Source organism: Geodermatophilus bullaregiensis, from assembly GCF_016907675.1.
Lineage (GTDB): Bacteria > Actinomycetota > Actinomycetes > Mycobacteriales > Geodermatophilaceae > Geodermatophilus > Geodermatophilus bullaregiensis.
The window spans coordinates 4,071,995-4,098,436 of the sequence record NZ_JAFBCJ010000001.1; the positions used below are offsets into that span (position 1 = coordinate 4,071,995).

At 66.1% G+C, this 26,442-nt stretch carries 17 protein-coding genes and 5 pseudogenes; 13 read left to right on the forward strand and 9 right to left on the reverse strand.

Annotated elements, in window-relative coordinates:
- The first annotated feature begins 176 nt into the window (after nucleotides 1–176).
- Nucleotides 177–782 (forward strand): hypothetical protein, encoded by a 606-nt coding sequence (locus JOD57_RS19515; RefSeq protein WP_204693542.1) that lies wholly within the window; start codon nucleotides 177–179, stop codon nucleotides 780–782.
- The gene (locus tag JOD57_RS19520; RefSeq protein ID WP_204693543.1) at nucleotides 779–1,636 is read left to right on the forward strand and encodes a DUF5995 family protein; all 858 of its coding nucleotides are present in this window, start codon (nucleotides 779–781) and stop codon (nucleotides 1,634–1,636) included. Before JOD57_RS19515 ends, JOD57_RS19520 begins: the two co-directional genes overlap by 4 nt.
- Before the next feature lie 280 nt (nucleotides 1,637–1,916).
- On the opposite strand, the pseudogene JOD57_RS19525 reads toward JOD57_RS19520, so the two are convergent.
- Nucleotides 1,917–2,794, reverse strand: a pseudogene (locus tag JOD57_RS19525) (transposase family protein).
- Nucleotides 2,795–3,542: 748 nt separating this feature from the next.
- Between JOD57_RS19525 and JOD57_RS19530 the strand changes: the two are divergent.
- The 5 genes from JOD57_RS19530 to JOD57_RS19550 all read left to right on the forward strand — a co-directional run bounded on the left by JOD57_RS19530 (nucleotide 3,543) and on the right by JOD57_RS19550 (nucleotide 9,192).
- Nucleotides 3,543–4,391 (forward strand): methyltransferase family protein, encoded by an 849-nt coding sequence (locus tag JOD57_RS19530; RefSeq protein ID WP_204693544.1) that lies wholly within the window; start codon nucleotides 3,543–3,545, stop codon nucleotides 4,389–4,391.
- A 96-nt stretch (nucleotides 4,392–4,487) separates the two neighbouring features.
- Entirely contained in the window at nucleotides 4,488–5,807 is a 1,320-nt protein-coding gene (locus tag JOD57_RS19535; protein WP_275582538.1) for a cytochrome P450, read from the forward strand.
- A gap of 11 nt (nucleotides 5,808–5,818) precedes the next feature.
- Nucleotides 5,819–6,649 carry a methyltransferase family protein gene (locus JOD57_RS19540; protein WP_204693546.1) on the forward strand — a complete coding sequence of 277 codons (831 nt, stop codon included), beginning with the start codon at nucleotides 5,819–5,821 and terminating at the stop codon, nucleotides 6,647–6,649.
- Nucleotides 6,650–6,753: 104 nt separating this feature from the next.
- Nucleotides 6,754–8,397 carry an ABC1 kinase family protein gene (locus tag JOD57_RS19545; RefSeq protein WP_204693547.1) on the forward strand — a complete coding sequence of 548 codons (1,644 nt, stop codon included), beginning with the start codon at nucleotides 6,754–6,756 and terminating at the stop codon, nucleotides 8,395–8,397.
- A gap of 27 nt (nucleotides 8,398–8,424) precedes the next feature.
- Nucleotides 8,425–9,192 carry a hypothetical protein gene (locus JOD57_RS19550; RefSeq protein ID WP_204693548.1) on the forward strand — a complete coding sequence of 256 codons (768 nt, stop codon included), beginning with the start codon at nucleotides 8,425–8,427 and terminating at the stop codon, nucleotides 9,190–9,192.
- Nucleotides 9,193–9,394: 202 nt separating this feature from the next.
- Here the strand turns inward: JOD57_RS19550 and JOD57_RS27355 are convergent, their stop codons facing one another.
- Nucleotides 9,395–9,811 carry a PPOX class F420-dependent oxidoreductase gene (locus tag JOD57_RS27355; RefSeq protein WP_204693549.1) on the reverse strand — a complete coding sequence of 139 codons (417 nt, stop codon included), beginning with the start codon at nucleotides 9,809–9,811 and terminating at the stop codon, nucleotides 9,395–9,397.
- 790 nt (nucleotides 9,812–10,601) lie between these two features.
- On the opposite strand from JOD57_RS27355, the pseudogene JOD57_RS19560 reads away from it, so the two are divergent.
- Together JOD57_RS19560 and JOD57_RS19565 are read left to right on the forward strand one after the other, a co-directional pair.
- Nucleotides 10,602–11,396: pseudogene (locus JOD57_RS19560) on the forward strand (IS5 family transposase).
- Between the two features lie 527 nt (nucleotides 11,397–11,923).
- Nucleotides 11,924–12,844, forward strand: a complete 921-nt coding sequence (locus JOD57_RS19565) for a polyprenyl synthetase family protein (RefSeq protein WP_204693550.1) — start codon at nucleotides 11,924–11,926, stop codon at nucleotides 12,842–12,844.
- A gap of 575 nt (nucleotides 12,845–13,419) precedes the next feature.
- Here JOD57_RS19565 and JOD57_RS19570 read toward each other — a convergent pair.
- The 3 genes from JOD57_RS19570 to JOD57_RS19580 all read right to left on the reverse strand — a co-directional run bounded on the left by JOD57_RS19570 (nucleotide 13,420) and on the right by JOD57_RS19580 (nucleotide 15,505).
- Complete coding sequence (locus JOD57_RS19570; protein ID WP_204693551.1) at nucleotides 13,420–14,298, reverse strand: hypothetical protein; 879 nt, start codon at nucleotides 14,296–14,298, stop codon at nucleotides 13,420–13,422.
- 99 nt (nucleotides 14,299–14,397) lie between these two features.
- Nucleotides 14,398–14,637: a hypothetical protein gene (locus JOD57_RS19575; protein ID WP_204693552.1), complete on the reverse strand. Its 240-nt coding sequence runs from the start codon at nucleotides 14,635–14,637 to the stop codon at nucleotides 14,398–14,400.
- 1 nt (nucleotide 14,638) lies between these two features.
- Nucleotides 14,639–15,505, reverse strand: a complete 867-nt coding sequence (locus JOD57_RS19580; RefSeq protein WP_204693553.1) for a hypothetical protein — start codon at nucleotides 15,503–15,505, stop codon at nucleotides 14,639–14,641.
- 565 nt (nucleotides 15,506–16,070) lie between these two features.
- Here JOD57_RS19580 and JOD57_RS25700 point away from each other — a divergent pair.
- Both JOD57_RS25700 and JOD57_RS25705 read left to right on the forward strand, forming a co-directional pair.
- Nucleotides 16,071–16,223 (forward strand): hypothetical protein, encoded by a 153-nt coding sequence (locus tag JOD57_RS25700; RefSeq protein ID WP_239568664.1) that lies wholly within the window; start codon nucleotides 16,071–16,073, stop codon nucleotides 16,221–16,223.
- Nucleotides 16,224–16,590: 367 nt separating this feature from the next.
- Nucleotides 16,591–16,779, forward strand: coding sequence for a hypothetical protein (locus JOD57_RS25705; protein WP_239568668.1), 189 nt, complete (start codon nucleotides 16,591–16,593; stop codon nucleotides 16,777–16,779).
- A gap of 674 nt (nucleotides 16,780–17,453) precedes the next feature.
- Here JOD57_RS25705 and JOD57_RS19595 read toward each other — a convergent pair.
- The 3 genes and pseudogenes from JOD57_RS19595 to JOD57_RS19610 form a co-directional block, all read right to left on the reverse strand.
- Nucleotides 17,454–18,473, reverse strand: coding sequence for a transposase (locus JOD57_RS19595; RefSeq protein WP_239568670.1), 1,020 nt, complete (start codon nucleotides 18,471–18,473; stop codon nucleotides 17,454–17,456).
- Between the two features lie 1,143 nt (nucleotides 18,474–19,616).
- The gene (locus JOD57_RS19605; protein ID WP_307824804.1) at nucleotides 19,617–20,864 is read right to left on the reverse strand and encodes an isochorismate synthase; all 1,248 of its coding nucleotides are present in this window, start codon (nucleotides 20,862–20,864) and stop codon (nucleotides 19,617–19,619) included.
- Between the two features lie 796 nt (nucleotides 20,865–21,660).
- Nucleotides 21,661–21,896, reverse strand: a pseudogene (locus JOD57_RS19610) (leucine zipper domain-containing protein); the annotation flags it as partial.
- Between the two features lie 79 nt (nucleotides 21,897–21,975).
- Between JOD57_RS19610 and JOD57_RS19615 the strand changes: the two are divergent.
- A pseudogene (locus tag JOD57_RS19615) lies at nucleotides 21,976–22,770 on the forward strand (IS5 family transposase).
- 132 nt (nucleotides 22,771–22,902) lie between these two features.
- Here JOD57_RS19615 and JOD57_RS19620 read toward each other — a convergent pair.
- A complete protein-coding gene (locus tag JOD57_RS19620) occupies nucleotides 22,903–25,047 on the reverse strand; it encodes a molybdopterin-dependent oxidoreductase (RefSeq protein ID WP_204693557.1) in 2,145 nt (714 codons plus the stop codon).
- Between the two features lie 439 nt (nucleotides 25,048–25,486).
- Between JOD57_RS19620 and JOD57_RS19625 the strand changes: the two are divergent.
- Nucleotides 25,487–26,346 (forward strand): annotated as a pseudogene (locus JOD57_RS19625) (transposase family protein).
- Nucleotides 26,347–26,442 lie beyond the last annotated feature (96 nt).

Below are 26,442 nucleotides of genomic sequence, written 5' to 3' on the forward strand. Positions count from 1 at the left end.
CGTGACGCTCGCGTGGTGCGTCGGTCCTAGCCTCGGTGGTTCACTTTCGATCCGCGATCATGGTGGCAGCGGCAGACCCGACGGATGCATCCACATGCAGGCGGCAGAACGTGCCGCAGAATGACTCCAAACCGGTCAGGTCCGGTTTGGATCGGGCACGCCGTCAGGAGGCAGCGATGGGACACTCCACGGTCCGGCACGTTAGCGCTCGGGAACCGACGGGCGCACCGAGCCACGTCTACTACTTCGAGATCGGCGCGGGGACGTGGCGGGGGACGTTCAGCTTTCGCGTCACGGACTGGCGCGGACTCCTGCGCAGCGGCATCGGCGTGCGGAATCTCGTGCTGGTCGCGGCAATGGCCCTCACCCAGCGCCTCACCGGGCGAGCCCGTCTGCGGTCTGTGATCATGCCCCGACCCGAGGAGGGACCGTTCGGTACGGCACTCAACAGGGTCCGCCTGTCACGGCTGGGAATCACCCTGTACGACTTGGACGAACGCTACGAACTCGCCCCGGACGGCACAGGGGTGTCGGTTCACGCAGCCGAACGTTTCGGCCCGATCCCGAGGATTCTGACCCGGTCGTTCACCTACCCCGCGCTGATCCGCAACGGCGGCATGTCCTCGACCTACTACATGCCCCTGCTGGGAGCACCGTGGACGGCGACGTACGACGTGAGCGCAGACCGCCGGGCTCTGTCAGGAACCCTAACGTCGGCCTGGGCGATCGCAACGGAGGACGCCGTGCGTGTTGGAGACCGCATCCGGCGGCTGTCGCGATGACCGGCACGGACCCGGTGCGCGTGAGGGGAGCCGATGGGGTTGGTGCCGACCCTGCGCAGGCGAAGGTGACGGCGGTCGCGGACCGCCTGGAGTCCTACTTGTACCGGTACGACGCGGAGCGCGATCACCGGGCGCCGTTCGCCTACGTGTACCTGCGCCTGACGCGCACCCTGGCTGCGGCACTGGCTGAGGGGCAGCCGGCGTTCAATGACCCGGACTGGGTCGCGGACCTCTCCGTGGCGCTGGCGGAGCGGTACTTCAGCGCCATGGACGGCCTTGAGAGCTGCCTCGCCACGGCCCGTCCTCACCGGCCCGCCCACCCCGGCGACCTGCCCCACAGCGTTCCTCAGCCGTGGCGCGACGTGTACGCGGCGTCAAGCACTCCTCGCTCGTACGTGCTCGAGGACGTCCTCTTCTCGATGATGGCGCACATGTCCTACGACCTGCCACTCGCCCTGCTAGACCTTAGAGGCCGACAGCATGGCGGGTCGCGCATCGCGGACTTTCATCGAATGAACGACGTGCTCGCCGCCTCCATCGACGCCGTCCAGAGCGGCCTGGCGACCCGCTACTGGCGGGCGCTGGCTGGCCTAGACCACCTGTTCACACAGCAGGACGAGCTGCTCAGCAACTACGGCATACGGGTGGTCCGAGGGATGGCCTGGTACAACGCCGACCGGCTCAAGGACCCACTGGGCAGCGCGGACGCCCAAGGGTCCATCGAGCGCAGCACAGCCGGGCTGATCGCGCAGATCCGCGCGCCCGGTGACCCGAAACTTCGTGTCGCCTTACGCGTGGCTCGCTGGCTGATTCCGGCCCGCCGCACATGGCCGCCACCTGGCACAGCTGTTTGAGCCCTGCCCAGGTCGGGCCTCAGCCCGGTCCACGGCGGGTGCTGTGCTGCGCGGCGGCGAAGGGACGCAACCGACTAAGGTCTGCCCGATCCGTCCATTCCAGGTCGAGGTCAGAACGGGGATGCGCGCATACCGTTGCGGATCAACGCCTAGCATTCCCAGGACGGCCTCCCCGAGTTTCTCCCGAGGAGACGTCAGCTGGCATACCAGCTTGGCGGCGGCGACCCGGGGAAGTTGTGGCATTGAGCCATTCCCAGTAACGGCTCGCCTCGGTCGATGATCATGTGGTGCGGCTGTGCTCGTGATGGAGCAGGACGAGAGCAGCGGCGGTGATGGCGCCGATGCGCCAGGGGCAGAGGCTGACCCGGCACAGAGCCTTGAAGGTGGTCTTGAGCAGCGAGTTGCCGCGTTCGGCCGGGGCCCGGGTGGCCGCGTGCAGCAGGTTGACGGTGCGCCGATCGTCGGTCAGCCGGCGGCCGGTGCGGTGCTTGATCGGCGTGGTCAGTGCCGTTCGCTCGCCCTCGTAGCCGAGGTCGGCCAGCGCCGCGTGGTCCTCATCGGCCCACTCGGCCAGCAGCGGCAGCGCCTCGGCGTGGCTGCGCAGGGTGGTGGTGTCGTGCTCGCGACCGGGCCGCACGCCCGAGGTCCAGATCGGCCAGCCGTCGGGAGCGGCGACGACCTGGATGTTGCCGCCATGGGCGGCGTGCTTGCCCGACCACCACAAGTCGACCCGGCGCTCGGGTCGGTCGGCACGGGCAGCGGGTCCGGCGACGGAGCACCGGTCGGTGCGGATCAGCGTGCCGTCCACCGTCACATGGGAGTGGCCGGCGGCGCGGGCGGCCAGCAGCGCGCCGCGCAGCCCCGGTGCGGCCGCGGCCACGACCTCGATGCCCTCGCGCAGATACCGGTAGGCCGTCGACCGGCCGATCCGGTTGTCGGCCGCCAGCTGGACCAGCCGGGTGGCATCGCAGAACCAGCACAGCACCAGCACCGCCTGTCGGTAGCAGCCCAGCGCCCGCCGTCGGCCTCGCGTACCTCGGCGACGGCGCTCGGCGGCCAGTAGGCCGGACACGAACAGCACGGTCTCCTCGGCGACCGGAAGCACGGCGGTGTAGGTGACAGGATCGGCCACAGCAGGACCTCGGTGCAGCTGGACATCTGTGGAAGGACGCCCCTCCTATCGAGGTCCTGCGCTCCTTCCGGTCATCTGACCGCCCTCGGCGTGTCCCTGACCTGCCAGCCCTCGGCTACTGGGAATGCCTCACTGTCCGGCGGAGGTGCCCGCGGCCTTCAAAGGCGTAATCAGTACGATTGACCGGGCGGGCCTACGAACACATGCGCGATAGGCGATGGCAGAGTGGGGACCGGCGGTCCTCGGTTCACATGATCACCGCTTAGCGGAGAGTGGTGCATCGCTAGGGTCTCTTCCCGGGACTAGCAACAGTCGCTTCAGGGGCGCCGAGCGGGGATCTCCGCCACCGTGCTTCCGCAGTCGAGTCGCGGTAGTGCTTGGTCCCTGCCCCCGGCTAGGGGGCGTTGCACGAACCGATGTAGAGTCTTTGTGCTCTTGTGCAATCCTCGGCTTCATCGTCATGCGATGCGAGGGCGTTTCCCATTGCCTCGACTCCATGGCCAGCGTACGGTCCCGACTACCCCGAGCGGTCATCCCGAACGTCGGGAACCTTCTGCCGCTGATCTTGGGAGGTGCGGCCGTGGAAAACACGTCACCGCCTGCAAGGCGATAACTTTCAGCGCCGGCACCGCGACCCAGCTACGGTGACAGGCTTCGATGTCCAGATGCAGGCAGGCTTAGGAACCGCGGATTAGTTGGCGACTGGATCAGCCTTGAGCTCCGTCGCTACTCAGTGCCATTTATCCCGCAGCTGAGCAGAACATCTTTCGGCGCGTGAAGTTGCCCGCCCCCTACGGTGGTGGTTGGGAATGGTTGGCGACCAGCTCTGACGGTTGGGAGCAGCTGTTGAGTGAACTCTTGGACGCACTCGGCGTCACAGGACGGACGAAGCGCGCTGCAGCGGCCGTGGGTATCTGGCTGGGATTTACCGTCGCGATGGTACTGATCGCGGCGGCACAGGCAGCCGTCGAGGCGAATTGCGGCCTGAGTGGCGGAGCTAGTGTGGGCATTGTGGCCGTGGTCTGGGCGCTCTGGACCATCTGGCACAGTTTCGTGTTCGAGAAGGATCGGCGTCACCTGTTAGGCAAGAAGTTTGCGTACCGTCAAGCCTTCGCACGCGACATATTCCCAGGCATCACCGTCGGCTTCTCGCAAATGCTCCGGCCTGCTTTGAACGGCGATGTCATCCGGTCGAACTCCGTGTTGCCATCGGTCCCTCGCGGACTGCTTGAATGGGTGACGGCCACCGCTGGTTGGCTATTTCTCTGTTTGGGCACCGCGCTATTCCTTAGCGCCTGGCGGGTGCTGGGTGCGGCGCGTGTGGGCTTCGTTAGTGAGTTCTTGTATCCGACCTCGTTTGTTCCGGTACGCACTGGCCCATACCGCTGTGTCCGGCATCCGCTCTTCTGGTCCGGAGTGGTCGTTTCCTTCGGACTCGCCTTGATCTGCGACCATCCCACTGCGTTTGCCATCGCCTCCCTCAACGTGGCGTACGGCCTCATTTACAACAGGCTGGAAGACCGACGCCTCGTACGAATCTTTGGGGATCGCTATGCCGCCTACTCGAAGGAGGTGCCCCGAATCATCCCGACGCATGTTGGTCTTCCTGGATCCAGAAGATAAAATCCCCTGGAGGAGGCCGTGGCCAGGTCAGCCCAGGCTAACGTCTATTCCGTTGTCCACAACAAGTCGGGGACCGGGGCCGCCCCTATAAGGCGCATGCGGGACCGACCGCCAGGACCGAGGGGATTTCCCCTGGTCGGCAACACGATGGCAGTGGCCTCGGATCCGCTGACTTTTATGGCGAGGACCCAGAAAACTTATGGCAATCTGGTCTACCTCAAGGTCCGTGGCCTGGACGTCTACATGGTGAGCGGCGAGGAGGAAGTGTCCTCCGTCCTGATCCGAGATGCGCGGTCATATACGTTGGACCGGCTCTCGCGGGGACTGGCCGATGCTTTGGGCGAGAGCCTTCTCGTCTCCGACGGGCCCACGTGGCAGGCGCGGCGCCGCGCCATCCTTCCTGCCTTTAGCAGGGCACATGCAGCTCGCTATGACCACGCGATGGTGGATGCATGCGACAGCGCCCTCGGCGAGTGGCCGGAGTGCGGGCACGTGAACCTTTCCGCATGGACCGCAGGATTGTCGCTCCGTATCCTGCTAAACACAGTCATGGGGCTGCCCAATCTTGCCGACGCGGATCTTATCGCCAGCAACCTCGACGTTCTTATGCGCCATGCACTTGGTATCGGCGGGACCGGGATCCGGATCCCGCCAGAGGTGCCCACGCCGGCGAACCAGCGAGCGCATCGGGCGATGGTAGAGCTCCAGCACATGTTGACGCCGTCGTTGGAGGCGCTCGACTCCTCCTCCGACTATGGCCTCGCGGCTCTGCTCCGCGCTCACTTTTCCGAGGAAAGCGAGACTGAGTCCGCTCGGCGCATGATCGACGAGCTGCTAACTACGGTCCTCGTGGGGCACGAGACTGTGGCTCTCGCCCTCGGCTATGCCTGCTGGCTCCTGGCCAAGCACGAGGACGTGCAAGAGGAAGTGGCCAGAGAGCTCAGGAGAACGGTGGAGGCCGAGGAAATCGGTGCCTTGTGCGGGGACGTGGCGACGCCTCTGTTGGACGCCGCAATCAAAGAGTCGCTGCGGATGTTTCCACCTGTGTGGGCCATGGGGCGCGAGGCAATCCGCCCCACGATGTTGGCGGGCTATAAGATCGAGGCTGGCGCGCAGGTCTTGGTGCCTGTTTGGGTCCTCCACCATCGCGAAGACTGGTATCCGCATCCAGCGTCCTTCAGGCCCCAACGCTGGTTGAACGGAGACTTAGCGGGCGTACCGGCCGCCGGGTTTATGCCTTTCGGCCTGGGCACGCGGCGCTGCATCGGTGAACGGCTCGCCCTGCGTGAAATCAGGCTCGTCCTCGGAGCCGTCGTCCGTCGATACGAATTGCTGAGCTTGGCCCCACCGGACCTCATGCCGTCGATCACCTTACGAACACGGCGGCCAATCCACCTTCTCGTGCAGCGTCGGTAAGGACTGGGGACGTGAACGAACTGCTGACTGCTCTGGGCATTTGCGGCCGGACCGCTCGGAAGGTCGCGGCTCTTGCCATTTGGTTTGGCTTCGGCGCCTCCACCGTCGCTGCCGCCAGCGCGCTGGCCGTCCTTGAGTGGTACCTTAACGTGGGTCTCGCGGGAACCGTCAGTGTCGTGGCGATAACCTGGCTATTGTGGACTGTCTGGCACAGCCTAGTGTTCCCCCGAAATAGGCAGAGGTGGTTACGAGAGTCGACTCTGCTGCCGTATCGGCGGGCCTTTCTCGTGGACCTCATCCCTGGCCTGACCGTGAGCTTCGCCCAGATGCTGCGCCCCGCCATCAACGGCCCGAACATCCGGGCCGGGGAGTCGGCCCTGCTGCCTGTGGGTACGCCGTTGCTTAACCTGCGAGCGGCCGCCGGAGGAGTGGTCGCCGTCGGCGCCACAGTCCTCTTTATCAAGGCGTGGCGCACCCTGGGCAGCGCCAGGGTCGGGTTCGTCCCGGAGTACGTCGGCACTGCAGCCTTCCAGCCCCTGCGTGAAGGACCGTACGCGCACGTCCGGCATCCCCTTTTCTGGTCGGGCATCTTCTTCTCCTGCGGCCTTGCCGTAGCGGTGGGAACAGCTACTGCAATCGCCGTGGCCGCAGCGAATGTTCTTTATGGGCTTGTATACAACGTCCTAGAGGATCGTCGTCTTCGACTGGTGTTCGGTGAATGTTATGCTTCTTATGCGCGATCCGTGCCGCACATTATCCCCGTAGGGCTGGCGGGGCGGCAGCGGCTCATGTCCGCACCTCTCGTCGCCGCGTACCACGACAATCCGGCGAAGGAGGGCTAGCGACCTCTGATGACTTAGCCGGCCCTCGCGGCGGAGGTGGCAAACAGGAGTAATCAAAAAGGCAGGGGGTATCCGTAGTGTGGTCGGTGGCGCGCTTGTGTTGGGTGGCGGCGCTGACCGTACTATGCGGGCCACTGTTGTTGATTAGGAGGGGCCTGGGGAGGGATGCGGGCCCGCGCCTCCTTCGCTGGTACTTCGAGACCTGCGGCGGCGGATACGTCAAAATCGGGCAGCTGCTCGCTTCGCGATACGACTTGCTCCCGGCGCAATACTGCGAAGAGCTCAGCAAGTTGTTCGACCGGCTTCGTCCCGTGCCGACGGGGGACATCCGGCGCATTATCGAGGCAGAGCTCGGCCTCCCGTTGGAGGCGAGTTACGCGGTGTTCGACAGCACGCCCCTAGCGACCGCTTCACTGGCCCAGGTGCACGGCGCGATCCTGCATAACGGCGAGCGCGTCGTCGTGAAAGTGTTGAAGCCGCGCATCCGCCCGTTGATGCGGGTCGATGCGGCCTGGATCAGGTTGACCGCCCGGGTAATTGACACGCTTCCGGTCCTGCGCGGCCTCGACATCCGGCGGCTCGTCGACGAACTGTCGCGCGCGGCACTGGAAGAGCTCGATCTTCGCCGTGAGGCCCAAAACACGGCCTACATCAGGCGCCGCATGGTCGTCGATCCGATCGCACACTATGCGCCGAAGGTCTACCGCTCCCTCTCCACTTTCAACATGCTGACGTTAGAGCGAATCGATGGAGTGGCTGTGCGTGAACTCATTGACGCCCTGGTGAAAGGGGATGAGGCGTCCCTTACGCGATGGGCGGCCATGGGAATCACGCCAGAACGAACCGCGATTATTGTCTTCAGGTCGGTCCTGGAGCAGACCATGCGGTTCCGTACCTTCAACGCCGACCCGCATCCCTCGAACCTCATCGTCATGGCGGGCGGCACTGTTGCCTGGGTGGACTTTGGGCTAACCGGCTGGATTGACGAGCGGCAGTGGGAGCTGCAGCTGCGCCTGCGTGAGGCCTTCGTACGCGGCCGCTCGCATGATGCATACCTAGCAATGCTTGAGAGCATCGAGCCGATCCCGGAAGGCCGAGACCTCCGTCCGTTCGAACACGACCTCAAATTGAGCATCAGGGACTACTTGCTCGCCAACGAGGACCCTGAGGCAGGCCTGGCTGAGAAGAGCGCGGGCGTATTCCTCACGAGAACTCTGCAGGCACTACGGCGAAGCCGGCTGCCGATGACGGTCAGCACCGTCGCCCTGTACCGCACCGTTCTTATCGCCGATATGGTTGTTCTTCGGCTCTACCCGACGATGCACTGGATCGGTCATCTCGCCCGCTTCGTGGAAGATGCTCGAGAAGACGTAATTCGGCAGGCGGTGGGTGGGCAGCTACGGTCGACCTACACCGCCTTCCGCCTCGCCCGCACGCCGCTTGCGGTGGCCGAGAGTGCCGAGTGGGCCCTGACTCGCCTGCCTCAGCTGGGTCGCGCCACGCTTCGCGGGCTGTCGAGTTGGGAACAGATCGTGCTCATGACCCTACGGTTCGTTCGCGCTGTCGCGGGGCTCGCCGCCATCGGACTGGCAGCCCTGGCCCTCGTGGGGGCGGAGTCAACGGTCATGCGTGCGATTGTCGACTCCACGACCTCTGTCGCCGAGCACCCCTGGCTGGCGCTCGTCGGATGCGTCATGCTGTTTCTTGCCCTCACCTCTGTGATCCGGAGAGTCGGATCCGAACGCTAGGCCGTCTAAGGGACGAGGAGGTTCACCATGGCTAGTTACGCGGATCCGTATCTGCCGGCAGACATGGGCGCCGAGCGAACGGTCGGAGCGGATGCCGGTCGCGGCAGAACCCGCGTTAGGCGGGACGGGTCGGTTGCGGGCGGCCTGGCCGACGGGTTCTCGGAGGCATCTCTGGCCTTCTCCGATGAGTTGGTCGGTACCTCGTCCTGTTCGGACCTGGTGGAGAACCTGGTCGCCGGGTTCATCCGAGCCAATGGTCGCTTCCTTGACGAGTTGGGGAGCACTGCCCGCAGAGTCGCCGACGAGGTGCCCGATCGGAGGGGGCGCGTCGGTGTGCTGCGGGGGTCGGAGCTGGACAGGTTGGCAGACCGGGTGGCCTTTCGTCTTGCGGCGCGGGGTGTGGCAGGGTCGCGCGATGACGAGGAGGGTCTGGGTCCGGATGACGACATCCGGCGTGGCGGCGTGCGTGAATTGGACTACAACCGCCTCGCCGACCTCCTCGCGCTACGTCTTGCGGCGCGGGGTGTAGCACGGCCGCGCGATGACGAGGAGGGTCTGGGTCCGGACGACGACATCCGGCGTGGCGGCGTGCGTGAATTGGACTACAACCGCCTCGCCGACCTCCTCGCGCTACGTCTTGCGGCGCGGGGCGAAGCACGGCCGCGCGATGACGAGGAGGGTCTGGGTCCGGACGACGACATCCGGCGTGGCGGCGTGCGTGAACTGGACCACGAGCGCCTGGCCGACCTGGTGACCGAGCGGTTGCAGCAACGGTCGCAAGTCGAAGATCAGTAGCGGTCGTCTGCCTGCCCCGGAGGAGCATGTCCTCCCGTGTATGAGACAGCATCCGCTAGACGCACCACATCACCTCGACGGCCATGACAGGCAAGATTGTAGTGAATCACCTCGCCATGGTGCAGAGACTGAGTTGGGAGTGAACTAACCCACCCGGGGCGGACCAGGCCGCGCTCAACACTTCTTTACGCGCTTATACTTTCTATGCCGCGACCCGGGGGTCGCTAGTGATGTGCAACGCGTAATGCGCGACAGGCGCCTGACGGCGGAGCCACTCGTGAAGTGGCTCAAGAAGCATGAAGACGCGGGACTCAATGGGGTACGTCCGCCGGATGATCGCAGTGACCCGCTCGACGTCGGTCGGATCCTCGCGCACCTCAGCGATTCCAGCCATCGGCTCGACGCCCTTAGGAACCTTGCCGAAGGGCCCGCAGGGCTGAACCAGGACGCGGGGGTCACGACGGATCCGCTTGACCTTGCCGCTCCTGGCTGAAGTCAGGACGACAAGAGCATCACCCTGGCGTCCGACCCACACAGGCGTGGAGACCGCCTCACCGGATCGGCGGTACGTCGTCAGCAGGATGAACCGTTCTTCGGCCAGGGATAGCAACTGATCCATACGTCGAGACACTACTCAGCGGTCGACCTGTGGCGCTCAGATTGACCGCGCTTGCTGCAACGCAGGCGACGCCGCGAGTTCGAGCGGTCACTTGGCGGCCGAGTCTCTGACCGGTTCTGCGGACATGTCGGGTTGGGTGATTGCGCGGCGTTAAGCCCGGCGGGGTGAACGGCTTGTCGCTCGGCTGATGTAAGGATAGCGAGGACTCCACTCGAGGACCGCCGAGTCAATCTCGCCCGGACACTGCGTGTCCGACGGTCGAGCAGTTCGTGCTGCATCGTTGGCCAGGACCACTCGATCAGGCTGTTGTCGACCGTGGAGGTCACCCTGCCCGTCGAGCCCAGCAGCGCGGCGGTGCACAGCTGGTGGCCGAGAATTCAAGGTGTACTGGCTCCGCGGTTGGAGTGCATCACTCTCTTCGAGCAGGGGGAGCGGCATCAGTTGGCCACCTTGGGGAGGGGAGGACCAGTTCGAGGCGCCGCTTGTCGGCGATCGACCAGCCGACCGCCGCGCGGCTGTAGACGTCCAAGACGGCGGCGCAGTCCACCTTGCCATCGGAGGACGGGAACTCGGTCTTACTGTATGTCGGTGGCCCATGACCGGTCGGGTGCGTCCGCGCGAACGTCGCCGCACCATATCGTCGTCCACCCCCGGCACCGCCCTGGCACGTCAGTGGCCACGGCGGGGGAGACCCCGACCAGTCCGGCCGTTCGCACTAGCCGGGTGACCTGCTGGGACAGCAGGCGAGGCCCAACCCAAGGCGAGTTCGGCATGGACCCGCGGCGCACTGATCGGACAGACGCTGGTGCCCGACGGCTGGTGGGAGATCGTTGAGCCGTTGATCCCGCCGCAGACCGAGCGCCCGCAGGGCGGCGGCACCCGGTACGTCGATGACCGGGCGGTGTTCACCGCGATCGTCTACGTGTTGACCACCGGCTGTGCCTGGCGGCACCTCCGGCCGAGTTCGAGGTGTCCCAGGCGACCGCGCACCGGCGGTTCGTCGCCTGGACCGAGGCCGGCCCGTGGCGGCGGCTGCACCGAGCGGTACTGGATCGCCTGGGTGACCAGGCGGCCATCGACTGGTCCCGCGTAGTGGTCGATGCGGCCAGCGTCCGGGCGAAAAGGGGGGCCCACGGACCGGCCCGAATCCGGTCGACCGCGGCAAACCCGGCTCCAAGCCGCACGTCCTCACCGACGCCGGCGGACTGCCGCTGGCCGTGGCGGTCAGTGCGGCCCACACCCACGACAGCCTCGCCCTGATCCCGCTGGTGCAGGCCCTCCCCGCCATCCGCTCCCGACGGGGCCCGCGGCCACGCCGGCCGGACAAGTTGCACGCCGACAAGGGATATGACTATCCGCATCTGCGCACCTGGCTGCGCCGCCGGCGGATCGCCCGCGCATCGCCCGCCGCGGCGTGGAGACCTCCACCCGGCTGGGCCGCCACCGCTGGGTCGTCGAGCGGTCCTTCGCGTGGCTGACCGGCTACCGCCGGCTGACCATCCGCTACGAACGCTCCGCCCGGCTGTTCACCGCATTCCTCACCCTGGCCGCCACCTTGACCTGCTACAAGAAGCTCGCCACGTGAGACAAGCTCTAAGTAGCGAGTCGGCTCGTCAACTGAACCCGCACCCGTAAGGTCTGCAAACCGCCTCGATACCCGCCTCAGCAAAGCTCGCCCAAGGGACAACTTCAGCGCGCGCTCGGTCATCGTCCCGGGTGTTTTGGTACGAGGCCACCACGTATCTGTGAGGACAGCCCGACATGTCCGTCGAACTGGCATCGACCCTATCGAGGACGACACTTCCATCCAGGGCTTGCGTGGCCCCGAGTGAGCTTCGCGCCGCAGCCCTGCCGAGTGATCCATTGACCGGGATCTACCATCTATCCATGTGGTCCCGGGGGCGCTAACATTCCCTGCACCAGCAACTGCCGCGTCAACCCAAACAGCGGTGGAGGGGTCATCCTATGCACAGCGCAGGCGCCTGGCATCGCACCACGTCCGAGAAGTATCTGTCAGTGGACCAAACGCGAAGCATCTTGCAGAGCAAGATCCTGGATCTGGTAGCAGGCGAGGATCGCACTTCCTACCCTTTCAACCCTATCCTCGAGGCAGTGGAGTATGCGGCCGAACGCCCGGGGAAGATGATACGTGGCGAGATGCTGTTGAACGCTTGTCTCGCCGTCGGCGGTGACGCGGTGGCGGTCGAGTGGGCCGCCGTGGGGGCCGAGTGCGGCCATCTCGCAAGCCTCGTGCATGACGACATCATGGATCATGACGTGATGCGTCGAGGTCAGCCAACGATATGGAGCAAGTATGGCTTCGACGCCGCGCTGCTGGTCGGTGACCTATTCATATTCCAGGCTTTTCGAAGTTTGGCTCTGTGTGAATCGGGGATCCCGGCCGATAGGATCGTCCGGGCGCTCGGGATAACAGCCCAGAGTTGCGTCGACCTATGCCTTGGCCAGGCTCTCGAGGGTCACCTTCTGCAGAATTGCTCAGCCACAGAAGAGCACTACCAAGAGGTTGTGCGAGGCAAGACCGGAAGCCTGTTTCGCGCAGCGTGCCAGACGGGGGCCGTTCTCGGTGGAGCAACCTGCGCCGAAGAGGTGGCACTGCGGAACTATGGCGAGACGGTGGGAGTAGCCTTCCAAATCACGGACGACGTCCTTGCCTATTCGGGGGATGAGGCTGCGACCGGAAAGTCAGGCGTCAGCGACTTGCGTAATCGTCGAGTCACGTTGCCGATAATCTACGCGTTGACGTCCGCGCCCTCCGCAGAGGCCGACTTCGTCCAGTCCGTCATCTCTGGCTCGTGCAGCGATCAGGACATCATGTCCGATTATCGGAAGATGCAAGCGATCCTCGAAAGCAGTGGCGCGTTGGCCCGGGCCCGAAGTGTCGCAACGGAGCTGATTGACCAGGCGCTCCGACAGCTGGAGATTTACCGTCATCGCCAGCCCGCTCGGCGCTTCGTCGGGCAGCCGAGCGGACACTATGTAGGGTCGCCTGACCCTCAAGCCGTATCGGTCTAGTGGAGCGGCGGTCGATGCCCTCTCTGATGGAACCTGCTCTGATAAAACCTGCTCTCTGATGGAACCTGCTCCGTCTCCCGAAAGGGGATAGACCTTGGCGATATCCGCTGCCACGGGTTCGCCGCGTCCACTGCCTTATCGGCGGCAAATCCTGATACTCAGTCTCGATGCCGCCCGACGGGGTTGTGAGCCTGAGCCGTTACGGAACGCGGCCGCGTGCAGTCCGTTACTCGGGTCGACGCAGTTGCCGGCTACCGCATATAAATCAACCCTAGAGGACGACCGGGCGCCCCTGGTCGGGAGGCCGCAGAATCTGGATTGCGGCTAGTTCGGCTTGGAGTTCGTCGGCGAGCCGCGTCACGTTCTGCAGTCGCCGGTTGAGCTCGTCAACGCTCTGGGGATCCATTCCTTGGGCCTGGCGAGTGGCTGCGGTGACGCTGACTTGCGCCTGGGCGTTGGTTGTCAGGTGGGTGAGGATGTCGGTCAGACTCAGCTGGATCTGCGGTGGCTGCTCCTGAGGGAGCTCGAAGGCCGCCTGGACGGACGGGTCTGGTTGGCGTGATTCGGGAGACATCTCAGGCCACTCCCACCAAAGGGATCTCAAGGACGTCGAGTCCGAGGTCCGACAGGGTCACTTCGACGGCGCCGTAGGGAATGGTCACGTTCCGGAGTTCGATCGTGCGTGCGTTCGCGCCCACCTGGACGTCCGACAGGCGCATCTGCGCGATCCGGGTCCGGGCCGAGGCCTCGATGCGCAGTTGTACTCCGAGGACGCCTAGGCTCAAGGGGGGCGTTTGGAAGGGGGGGCCGGGGACTGCGAGTTCGATGGGCCCGCTGCTGACGTCATTGGCCGCCGCGGCCGGAAGGTCGAGTCCCCGCAGGCGCAGGCTCGGCACCTGGAGCGGGGCGCTCTGCACGCTCCGGGCCGCGACGCCGCGTATGGCCGCCGCGGGGGCGGTGACGTCGTTGAGGTTCACACCGGTGAGTGCTAGGCCGTTGAATTGGAATCCGGCGGTCGGCAGAGTCAGCTCGAAGACCTGGACTCCCTCGGCCTGCACCCCCGACAGCTCGAGCCCGGTGATGGGGTCGGCCTCGGTCACGAGGTCGGCTGCGCGGAGCTCGGGGATTTGGAGGTCGATGTTCTCCAACCCTGGAATAGCTGGGCTTCCGAACCCAAAGGGCAGCGAGACGGTTCCCAGGTCGGTCGTTGTCTCGGCGATGACGATGTCGTCGAACGGCCACGGCAATGGGATGCGGATGGACCAGATCAGCAGCAACCGCGCCTCCAGGATGACCTCAAGATTCTGTAGCTCGACGCGACCAGACCGCATGCCCACGCGTAGGTCACCAGCAATCAACTCACCGACGGTGATGGGGCCGAGCGCCAGTTGGCCGATCGCGACGCGCGCGATGGTGGCCCGTGCCATCCGGATGTCGGGAACCACCGTCTGCATGAGTGTCTCCTGTCCCGGTCGCTGTATCGTGGAAGTCGAGGGCCAGTGGTTCGGCGCGTAAGGCCTTTCGTTGCCAGGGCGTCGTCCAGGCCAGCGCGGTCAAGGTTGGGGAGGCGGGTTTGGTCGCCGGTGGAAGATATCGGGCATCCCCGCGACGAGGTCTGTTAATTGTGCGGCCAGGTCACGGACTTGATTCAGTTCCGTGGCGCCAGCGGAGTCCGATGGCGGAGTCTGCTGGGCGGCAAAATCCCGCAGGGCAGCCAGCAGCTCACTCACCTCGATGACGTTGTCCACCTTTGGCACGTCCACATGCACGGTGGTGCGTGTTGGGTCGCTCATGTCAGGTCACCTGGATCTTCGGGACGTCGACGGTTTGGATGCCGAGTTGGGACAGGGTCAGGTTGAGGACCTCGTACGGGAGTACGACGTCGTGCAGTTCGAGGGATCCGACCGACAGGGCCAGGTTGACGCCGTCGAGAATTAGCTGGTCGGCGAGGAGTCGTACTCCCGGCACGAGCTCGAGGGTGACCTCGAGGATGCCCGCGTCGGCCGTGAGGTCGATTGGATTGGATTCGGCGTCCGTGTCCAGGCCTTCGCCGACGATCCGGCCAGCGTTTGCAGCGGGAAGGGCGATGTCGGGGATCGTGACCGAGTCCATTGGGACCGCCAGGCCGCGCAGGCGGGCGATGGTGACCGCGCCGACGGAGGCATCAGGCAAGTTCAGGCCTTCCAGCGAGGCCCCACCGAGGCCCAGTCCGGTGATCGTGAAGTCTTGCACCGGGGCGGTCATGTCGGCGACGCGGACCTGTTCGGCAGTGAGACCGCTCAACGTCAGGTCTCGCAGCGGGCCGACGGTGGCTTCCAACTGCTCGACCGACACGGACGCCAGGCCGAGGTCGAACCGCTGCAGGCCCGGCAGCGTCAGATCCCCCACTCGGATCATCGGGGTTTGCACCCCGAAGGGAATCGAGCCATCCCACGTCCGCTCGAAAAATCCCAGGTCAATAGTGATCTTCCAGCGCAGCGTCAGTTCCAGCCGCAACTCAACCCGCAAGTTGGAGAACGCGGCTGCCCCAGTCTGGACGGCGGTACGGGTGTCGTTGAGCACAAGGCGGCCGACCTGAATCGGGCCGGCGTTAAGTTCACCGACCTGAATCTGCGTGACGGTGAGCTGCCCGAGCTGCGCGTCGGGCACGACGGTTTTCATACGACGCTCCCATCTTCCGCTTTCGATAAGGCAGGTCTTCCAAGAGGAACCCGCGGTGTTGTTGATTGACGCAACGACCGCACGCAGCACCGGTTATGCGCGCCTGCTGAACTATCCGTTGGGAAAGCCCATGCAGGCTCCAAGACATGCCGGAGGCGCCGTGGCCGACGGCCGTAGAGCAGTCAGGAGCTCGAAGAGCAGTAGCAGGGACGCCAGACCCACGGTCGAGATCTTCGCGGAGGTGCGTCACCACGGCGTCACCGTTGTGTCACTAGGGCACCGGGATGCCACGATCGCGCTCCTCGCCTTCATCTCCGCCACAAGGCTTTTGTCGCGCGTCAGACTTCTGGCAGGGCCCGTTGCTTGCGGGTCTGACCTGGTGTAAGGAGTCTGATCGTTCATGGTGAGGCCGCCGGTGTTCCCGGCTGAGGAGAAGGTCCGGATCGTGTTGTCGATCCTGGCCGGAGAGGTGACCGTCGCCGAGGCCGCGCGCCGGGCGAAGGTGTCCGAGTAGTCGGTCGGGAGCTGGAAGCGCCAGTTCCTGGAGTCCGGCCGGGCCGGCCTGGTGGCCGGCAAGTCCGGCCCGTCGACCCGGGAGGCGCAGCTGGAGGCCGAGGTCGCCGAGCTGACCCAGGCCCTGGGTGAGGCCGCGGTCGAGCTGCGGGTGTGGAAGAAGTCCGCCGAGGGTCGCCTGGGCCCTTCGCGGACCTCGAGGTGATCCGCGTCGAGGCGGGCATGCCGACCACGAGGTTCTGCGCGCTGATCGGCGTGCCTGAGCGCACCTGGCGCCGCCGTCAGGCCCGCGCCCGGGCCGACCGGCCGACGCGGGGCCCGTGGCCGCGGCCGGCCCGGGAGCGGGTCCGGGACGCCGCTTGCCGGCACGCGCTGGCCCATCCGGCCTGGGGGCACCGCAAGGTGTGGGCGATGTGCCGCCACGACGGGCATTGGGTCTCCCAGGCCACCGTGCTGCGGCTGTTGCGCGACGAGGGGCTGCTGCTGGAGGCCAACTACCAGCGCGAGCGCGGTCAGCTGGCCGCTCGGCGCAAGGCCGCGTTCGCCGCCGAGCCGACCGGGCCCAACCAGGTGTGGCAGCTGGACTTCTCGCCAGTATCGAGACCAGCGCCGGCGGGACGTGGCGGCTGGCCGGCTGCCGGGACTACTGGAGCAAGTACGAGCTGGGCTGGCACGTGGCACCGACGGCGAACCAGCACGACGCGATCGCCGCGGTCGAACTCGCGCTCACCGAGGCCGAGCGCCTGGCGGCCGCCCGCTGATCGACCTGGCCGAGCGCGACGAGCACGGCCAGGTGGTTCCGCTGGTCACCATCGTGACCGACAACGGCGGGCCGTTCCGGTCGTTTCGGTTCGAGGCGTTCATCGCCACCCACCCCGAGCTGCGCCACGTCCGCACCCGGGTCAAGACCCCGGGACGGAACGGCTCACGCGAACGCGGCTTCGGTTCGCTCAAGTACGAGAAGCTTTTATCTGTGGAGGGACCCCCGGTCAATCGGGTCCATGGTCCTGGCCCCGTCTGGCGGCTTGAGATGGTGCCGGCCCGCAGCCGCGGTCAAGGTGGAGCGCCCTACTGGACGAACGACCTTGACCGCGGCGAGGACCGGCACAGATTGCTCGCCGCGGAGGGGAGGAGTGAGCGTGTTCGGTCGATGAGCGGCTCCCGGTCCGGCGTCGGCGCCGGGTGGTCGCAGGGGCAGGCTGCGGTGCGCGGGCGCCCGGCCTTATCTCGGTGCGCGCAGCCAGGGTCAGTGCGGCTGCGGTGACATGATGATCGATGGGGTGTCCCGGCGGGGAGGCGGCCGCTCGGTCTGTCCAGGCCGTTCCGTGCGCGAGGCACGGTCGGCAGCGCTTCAGCTGGAGCGGGCCGCGGGCATCGGTGGATGGGCAGATGCGCGCACCGCGACTGCGGCGATCAGACCGGGGCGAGGGCCTGGTCACCGAGGGCGCGCAGGGTCTGGTGCGCCCGGCGAGCCATCTTGCCGGCCACCGACAGGGCGGCCCGGTTGCCGCCCGACCCGCTCGGCGACCCGCCGGTAGTAGGCGTGATCGGGAGAGCCGGGGCGGGCGGCGCACTGGGCGGCCTCGAACAGCGCCCAGCGCAGCAGCGGCGATCCTTGGCGGGACAGGTACCCGGGCGGCCGTTTGCCGTCCGAGGAGTGCACGGTGATGTCCACCCCCGGTGTGCCGCACCGCCTTGCGGGAGGCGGAGAAGCGGGCCGAGTCGCCCAGCTCGGTCCACAACGCGGTCGCGGTGATCGGCCCGATGCCGTAGTCGGCCTGCAGCGCCCGGCAGCCGGGCTGGCGGGGCGGCGAACGCGGTGATCTGGCGGCGCAGCGGATCGAGTTCGGCATCCAGGGCGTCGAGGATCCGCAGCGTGGCGGCCACCGCCTCGCGCCCCGCCGGTGACAGGCCCGCGCCGGCCTCGAGCCGGCGGCGACTGTCCAGTCCGAGCAGGCCGCCGGTGACCGCCGGGGCGCCGTGGTGCAGCAGGATGGCGTGGATGCGCTGCACCCAGGCGGTGTGCTGCTCGCGCAGGTCGCGGAACAGCGGCAGCCGGGCGCGCATCTGGAAGTACCTGGGCCGGCGGGATCCACGACTCGGGCAGCCGGCCGTCGGCGAGCAGCTCGCGCAGCAGCCGGGCGTCGGCCCGGTCGGTCTTGGCCCGCCGTTTCGGCCCGCGCGCGGCGGAGGTGTCGGCCGGCTCGGCCAGATGCGCCTCGACCCCGGCACGCTGCAACTCCTCGACCACGAACCGCCAGCCGGTGCACCCCTTCACCGTGAACGCCGCCGGCGTGCCGGCGTCGCCGTCGGCGATGAGCTTGTGCAGCCAGCCGCGCAGCAGCTTCCGGTCGGCCGGGGCGATCCGCCCGTGCCAAGTCTCGCCGCTGCGCTCGTCGAGGTAGTCAAAGGTGATCTGCCGCCGGTGGATGTCCAGCCCGCCTACGATCCCCATCGGGGGCCTCCTCAAGCTCCCTCACAGTCGACGCACCCAGGGTGCGCTGAGCTGAGGGGGTCCCTCCTCATGTCATCCTTCTCGAAGAGAGGCCCGACGCCCTGGACCTGGTCGCGCACGCCGAGGACTACCGGGTCGAGTACAGCACCGTCCGCCCGCACGAGGCGCTGGCCTGGAACCCGCCCTCGATGTCCACCTCGGTCTGGCCGACCCGTTGATCCCCAACTTTCCCGAGACCGACGATTCGCCAGCTGCTTGACGCGGGACAGGTGGACTCAAGGGTTACCGGGCCCACCAGCACGCTGCCGGCGCCCGCCGCCATCCGGAGACCCAGCGCACGCCGCCGGTCGGGTAGCCGGCCGATCACGCCCTGGGCCGCTCCCGCGGCGGGTGGACGACGAAGCCCCACCTGGCGGTCGAGCAGGGACGCAAACCGCTGACCACGGTGGTAAAGCCCGGGCAGGCCGCCGACAGCCCCCAGTTCACCAACGTGCTCGGGCTAATCCGGGTACCACGCCGGTCGGGTCCGGGCTCGCCCGCGTAACCGACCGACCTCGGTGCTGGCCTGCGAGGCCTACTCCAGCCGCGCCAATCGGGCCGATCTGCGCCGGCGCGGGATCCCGGCGACCTTGCCGGTCAAGGCCGACCAGCAGGCCAACCGGCGGAAGAAGGGTCGGCCGGCGGGCGACCGCCAACGATGGATCCTGACCGGCTACCGGCAGCGGCAGGCCGCCGAGTGCGGCATCAACCTGCACAAGCAGCACCGCGGCTTCGCCACCCGCGACGACAAGCTCGCCGTCCGCTACGAGGCCACCGTGATGGTCAGCGACAGCGACACCTGGCTGCGCGACTTCCAAACAGGGCCTAGTGCTGGGTTTCTCGGAGCACCTGCTCCATCGCCGTCTAGGACCTCCTCGATGGCTCGCCGACTCTGGAATTCAACCGACAGAGGTCCCCTCACTTTGTCAGGTCGGCACTGGGGGCAGTCCCCTGCGCCTGCCATACGGCATGCTGTCAAGACATACGCAACGCGGTCTGATTGGCCGACTACAATCCCGAGTCTTTCTGTCGATGCGAGGTTGCCAGCACGAATCCACCGGCATTAGGAGATTGCAAGTGGCAAGCCACACCGACAATTGCCGGTCAGCACTCCAGGGCAGCCTGTACGGCCGAGAACTTGGCCTGAGACTCGATGAGTTCTTCCAACGGGTCGGAACCCGCAACAATACCGCAGCCGGCAAAGAGGCGTGCCGAGAAGCCATCCCGGCCGAACTCGGCACACCGCAGGGCCAATCCGAACTCGCCATCCCCCCGAGAGTCGAGCCAACCAACCGGACCTGCGTAGCGCCCGCGGTCCATTGCCTCAAGCTCCTTGATAAGCGTCCGCGCCGTCCCGGCAGGAGTTCCACAGACTGCTGCAGTGGGGTGAACTGAGCCGACGAGTTCAAGCAATCCGGCTTCGCGCGCAGAACCACTGCACCGTTGAATGCCGTGGACATCACTCGCCAAGTGGAGGACGTTTGGCAAGGTGAGCAGCTCGGGCCGACCCGGGGTCGTGATCGTCCGACAGTAGGGTTGTAGCGCACGGACAAGGGATTCGAGCGCCAGATCGTGCTCCGCCCGATTCTTCTCCGAGGCTAATAAGGAAGCGCCCAGTCCGATGTCCTCATTACCGGCACCTCGCCTTGAAGTGCCAGCCAGGACGCGCGCCCACAGTCGCCGCCCGGTTCGACGGAGCAACAGCTCGGGCGTCGCCCCTAACAGGCCGTCCACGGCGAAGGTCCAGCATAGGGGAAAGCGAGCGGCCAGTCGGCGCAGCACCCGTTGATGGCTGAGTGGTTCGTCCGCGGCCACGATCAGTTCACGGGCGAGGACCACCTTAGTCAATTCCCCGGTATCGATCCGCTTTAGTGCAGCGGCGACGGCCGTGCACCAGCTGGCCGGATCGAGCGCTCCGTCGGAGTAGCGCAGCACCGGCACTGACGATTTGTCTGCGTCGCCTGCGGTCGGGGCTGAGTGGAGATAGGCGCCATTAATCCCGGTGCACCAGCTCACGCCGCGCCTGCGGCCGACGACAACTTCGGGGACGACGAACACCGACGTCCCGGCCACGGGATCAAAAGCGATGCTCGCGAACAATACGGGGCCAGAGCCAGGCGTCACCACTTGGTCATCTATCACGGCGTCCGACGTGTATGACGCCCACCAGTCGGCCACCTCGGCCAGTGCGGCCGGACCTGAGACCTCCAGCCGAGCCGCCTCCCCCCAGCCCACCAGTCCCTCGCCGTGGCGCAACCAGCAGAGCGCCCCCTCGAGGGGCAGGACGGCGAGAAGGTCGGGCGAGTCCTCAACGGGCAGAGTGGTGATAGTTGCAGGAGCGGCGTTCACCACCCCTCGAATCCTACGGTTCGGCCGCAGGATCCAGAAGCGCTAGATGTGCGAGCGGGCTGGCGGGAGCACGCCTGCGGTCGAGGCTGGTTCAACTGTGAGGAGACATCCCCACTTGGTCCGGAAACCGTAGGGCCAGCCAGACCAGGAGGCCTCATGAGGACCGTGATGCGTCGGCCGCAGCCGGCACGCCCGCATCGCCGACCAGTCGCCCACACTGGCAGGCGCCTCAACCGCTCGGCACGGAACCGTGCACCTTGGTTAAGCGACGGCATCTACTGATGGCAGTCGCCGCTCAGGCCCAGCAGTTCCCTCAACGGTGACCCGAAGCTTGGTTGCTTGCGAGGTGGGCGGGTCCTGCCACTTCGGCCGAACGACAGGAGCACCACTGCGCCAGCTCGGAAACCCGCCCCGGCGGCCAGTGCACGTCGACATGAAGGAGTTGGCTAATGTCCCCGATGACAGTGGCTCTGCCAAGCTAGACCGCACCAGAAGCAAGGCCCGATAAGGCGTGCAGCACGTCAGGGGGCAGCCGCACAACAGACACGGCCGCTCGCACATCGGCTCGAGCTCCGTGCGCTTTCACCCTGGACGCCTAGACTGATCGTCAAGGGGAAGGATGCGCCCATCAGCTGTTTTGTCCCACTAATAGCATCGCGGCTTCGCCACCCGCTACGACAAGCCCACCGTCCGCTACGAGGTCACCGCCCAGATCACCAACATCAACATCTGGCTGCGACCTATGAAAAAGGTCCTAGCGGCTATGAAAGAGGCCCTAGCGGCGCAGCACCCGTACCTACATGATCCGCCGCTCTAGGCGCGTGGGCGTGCGCCGCAGGCTGCGGTTCGGCCGACTGGGTCGATCCAACATGCCGGCCTCGACGTGCTCGCGATAGCGGCCGGCCCGCCGCGCCGCAGTCCTCGTCGAGGTGTGAAACCGCGCGACCGCACGCCGCAGCGACCAGCCCTTTTCGACAACGCAGGGAACCAGCAAAGCTGGGCACGCGGAGACAGGGCGGCATTAGCGTGTGGCATGAGGAAGACCTCCTAAGAGCTTGTCTCATGTGGATGAGGTCTGACCTGGTCGGTGTTGCTCCCGCTCGTGGGGGAACGGATCGGACAGACGCTGGTGCCCGACGGCTGGTGGGAGATCGTTGAGCCGTTGATCCCGTCGCAGACCGAGCGCCCGCAGGGCGGCGGCACCCGGTACGTCGATGACCGGGCGGTGTTCACCGCGATCGTCTACGTGTTGACCACCGGCTGTGCCTGGCGGCACCTCCGGCCGAGTTCGAGGTGTCCCAGGCGACCGCGCACCGGCGGTTCGTCGCCTGGACCGAGGCCGGCCCGTGGCGGCGGCTGCACCGAGCGGTACTGGATCGCCTGGGTGACCAGGCGGCCATCGACTGGTCCCGCGTAGTGGTCGATGCGGCCAGCGTCCGGGCGAAAAGGGGGGCCCACGGACCGGCCCGAATCCGGTCGACCGCGGCAAACCCGGCTCCAAGCCGCACGTCCTCACCGACGCCGGCGGACTGCCGCTGGCCGTGGCGGTCAGTGCGGCCCACACCCACGACAGCCTCGCCCTGATCCCGCTGGTGCAGGCCCTCCCCGCCATCCGCTCCCGACGGGGCCCGCGGCCACGCCGGCCGGACAAGTTGCACGCCGACAAGGGATATGACTATCCGCATCTGCGCACCTGGCTGCGCCGCCGGCGGATCGCCCGCGCATCGCCCGCCGCGGCGTGGAGACCTCCACCCGGCTGGGCCGCCACCGCTGGGTCGTCGAGCGGTCCTTCGCGTGGCTGACCGGCTACCGCCGGCTGACCATCCGCTACGAACGCTCCGCCCGGCTGTTCACCGCATTCCTCACCCTGGCCGCCACCTTGACCTGCTACAAGAAGCTCGCCACGTGAGACAAGCTCCAACTAAGGAGCGAATCCTAGACAGCTCCGCACCTCACCCGGAGGTCTTCGTCATGTCACCGGACGCCGTCACCAGCGTCCGTGGTCGGTGCAATCAGCGGCTGCTCGCCCGCGCAGAAACTGCTATCCTTCATACTTTGTGACGGACACGTGCACTGCGCTCAGCACCGCCGAACCGGCGATGTGATCCACCAAGGTGCGAGATGTAAGCTCGTTGGCGCCGGCAGGGCCCAACAAGCCTTCACCATCACCTGAAGTGATTCGCCACCCGACAGAGCATCCGTGTGGAAGGCTCACTACCCCGGGTTTGATATCGTAAGACGATACAACTTGAACAACGATTTCCGCGGTATCCGAGGAGACTCGCGCCTTGTCACCGGACTTGAGGCCCCGCGCACAGGCGTCCGCTGGGTGCATGATGAGGCAACTTGATTCAAACTCGGACGCGCCCTCTCGGAAACTTGCGGTTCCGCTGTTCATCGAATTGCGTCGCCGCCTGCCGATTAACAGGAGCTCGCCGTTGCGCGGCTGACCCGCACGCCCGAGCGCATCCACCATGCGCTCGGCTTCGACCTTAATGGGTTCTGGTATTAAGCGCACCTTCACTCGTCGACGTCGCAGCATCGGAACCAGCGGCCCGAAGTCTACTCCATGGTCTTGCGCGCGTAAGACCGACAGATCGAGCGGCCGTCGCCAGAGTGCATTTCGAATTCCATATGGACCGACCAATAGAGCAGCATTGAGCATTTGGGTCGGACCCACGCGCCGGGTCACGGAAGCTAGGTTTCGATGAATGATGCGATGGAGCCCGCGTCGCCCCCTCGCCAGTTCGCTTTGCAACATAGACAGGATTTCCCAGTCAACGGGCCCCGGCGGTGGCTCGTCATAGGCCGGGAGGCTGTACTTCGCAGTATTGCGCAGAGCGGTGAGCGAGGTAATGAGAGGATACTGGTCTCGATACAACGAGGATATTGGTGGAAGGATATAGTGGGCCATGCTCGTCGTCTCGTTGATGAACGGGTCTACGCACGCGAGTAGCTGCAACTGCGGAAGAGCCTGACGAATTCTTGCGGAGTCGGGTACGCACTCTACCAGGTTGGCCCCGACCGTGATGAGTGCTCTGATCGCCCCATGTCCTTCGGCGAGGATCTCGTCGGCGAGCGTTGACATTGGTCGTTCCCCCCCGAACGAGGGAAAGGAGTGAATCCGTGAACGTACCCCGAAGTCACCTTGGTCTCGAGTCAGCCGGGAGATAGCAATCAAGTCGACGGCCGGTCGAGTGAACATCGCACCCCCGATCGAGTCTAGGTTCCCGGTGAGGGTGTTGAGCACGTTCACCAGCCAGCATGTAGCTGTTGCGAATGGCCCGTGTGCGACGCCAAGCCGGGCATAGCACACGGCTCGTTCGCGCGAAATGAGGTCATTGGCCAGTTCCTCGATCTGCTCTGCCGGAATATCGGTCAACGTCTCGACCGCTCTTGAATCCCAACGGTTCGACAAGAATCGCAGGAAGCGCAGATCCTCGTCCGTCACCCAATTGCCTGACGGCGCAAGTCCGTTCTGGATCAATGCGTGGATTAGTCCTAGCAGCAGGATGCCGTCACTGCCGGGACGAATCTGCAGATGCCTGTCCGCGATCCGTGCCGTCTCGGTTCTTCTGGGGTCGACGACCACAAGCCGGCCACCCCGGCGTTTAAGCTCCCTTAGTCGCCGCGGCATCCCTGGCGCTGAAAGAACACTTCCATTGGAAACAAGCGGATTGGCACCAATAATTATGAGCAGGTCCGTCCTATCGATGTCTGGCACAGGTAGAAGCAATTGGTTGCCAAACATCAGTCGAGAGGTGACGAGGTGGGGCAGGCCATCGAGTGAAGCGGCGGAGTATCTGTTTGCGGTGCCCATCGTCATGGTGAGCAGCCGGCCAATAAGGACAGTAGCGTAATCAAACGCGGTCGGATTGCCGAAGCAAATGGCAACCGAGTCCCTGCCGTGTTCACGCTGAATCGAAAGTACTTGCTGCCCAATCTGTCGCACCGCTTCGTCCCAGGTGAGCCCGATCCAAGCTGAACCGTGCTTCCGCAGTGGGCCGGGCAACCTGTCGGTGTCTTCGTCAAGGACTCGTCGCATCTTCTTACAGACGTATCCTGCGCTGAGTACGTCAGCTCGATCCCCGGATACGCGACAAGCCGCGCCATCCTTCACGTCGACGATCGTGCCGCAAGAGGCCTCACAGTAGTGGCAGGACCGAGTGACCTGTCGAGACGCCATGTCTTCTCCCAGTCGACGCGCCCTTCGGACGAGTCGACCACCCGCTGGCTTCGTGCAGTCGTGACCGCGAGGTGTCCCGGTGCACCGTCAGTCAGAAGGCGCCTAGGGCGCAAGCTCCTGGTCAACGGCCTTCCGTGTCACAGTGACTGGAGCCTACTCCTGGATGGGAGGAGTGCCCACGCCGAAGCTGAGCTGTATTAGGTCTGATGCGAGCGGAACGTCCTAGCCTTGAGAAGGCGGTGCAGCCAAAGCTCCGCCGTCACTTACTTGCCTTCCGCCGCTGATGTCACGTTGGCCGTCGAGTAGTGAGGTTGCCTCACCAGCTTTGATGGGCTGATCGGCGTTGTTGCTGATGACGGCTGGGTTCAGAAAGAGGGCCCGGGGCTCTCGAGGCAAAGATCGTCTCGCCAAAGCCTCTCCGCTTCCCCGGGAGCCCGCTGTGTCTCATCGTGCCAGCCTGGATGTGTCCGTACCGATGTTGAAGTCGGTGACCGGCTGGATCGTCCGCCGTCGGCGCCGTCCCGGTGCCCGGCCGGCGCAGCGGGCCGGCACGGTGCACACCCAGGTCGTGCTCGTGCTGCGCTGGCTGCGCCACCGCCTGGATGTGCGCACGCTGGCCGGCGAGGTCGGGCTCAGCATCGCCACCGCCTACCGCTATCTGCACGAGGCGCTCGAGGTGATCGCCGCCCACGCCCCGGACCTCGAGGCCGTCCTGGCCGGCGCGCACGCCGCCGGCCTGCTCTGGCCCGCGCCGCCGGCCACTCGCACGTCACCGTGGACGGCACGCGGATCCGGACCGACCGCTGCCACGTTCCCGGCCCGACCGCCCGGACCGACCGATCCGGCCGCCAGGTCGACCTGCGGTGGTCGGGCACGCCGCCCACGGCGGCAACGTACAGGTCATCGCCGCGCCCGACGGCTGGTCGATCTGGACCTCGGACGTCCGGCCCGGGCGTGAGCACGACACCACCGCCCTGCGCACCCATCCCGAGGCGGCTGCCGCTGTCGGCCGAGTGGATCGACGCCGAGCACGCCGTACTGGCCGATCCCGGCTACGAGGGCGAGCGCGCGGCACTGACCACGCCGATCAAGAAGACCTCCGACGCGCCGCTGACCGACGACGAGCGCACCGTCAACCTGCTGCACGCGGCCACCCGAGCTCCGGCCGAACGCGGCAACTCGCTGCTCTAGACCACCTTCAAGGCGCTGCGCCGGGTCACCCTCTGCCCCTGGCGCATCGGCGCGATCACCGCCGCCGCACTGGTGCTGCTCCACCAAGTGCACGGCCGCACCACATGATCAACTGATCACCGGAGCAGCTCCTGGGAATGGCTCACTAGCTGTACTGGCCAGAGACGTTGGTCGAGGGCGTGTGACGACACGATCTGACTGACC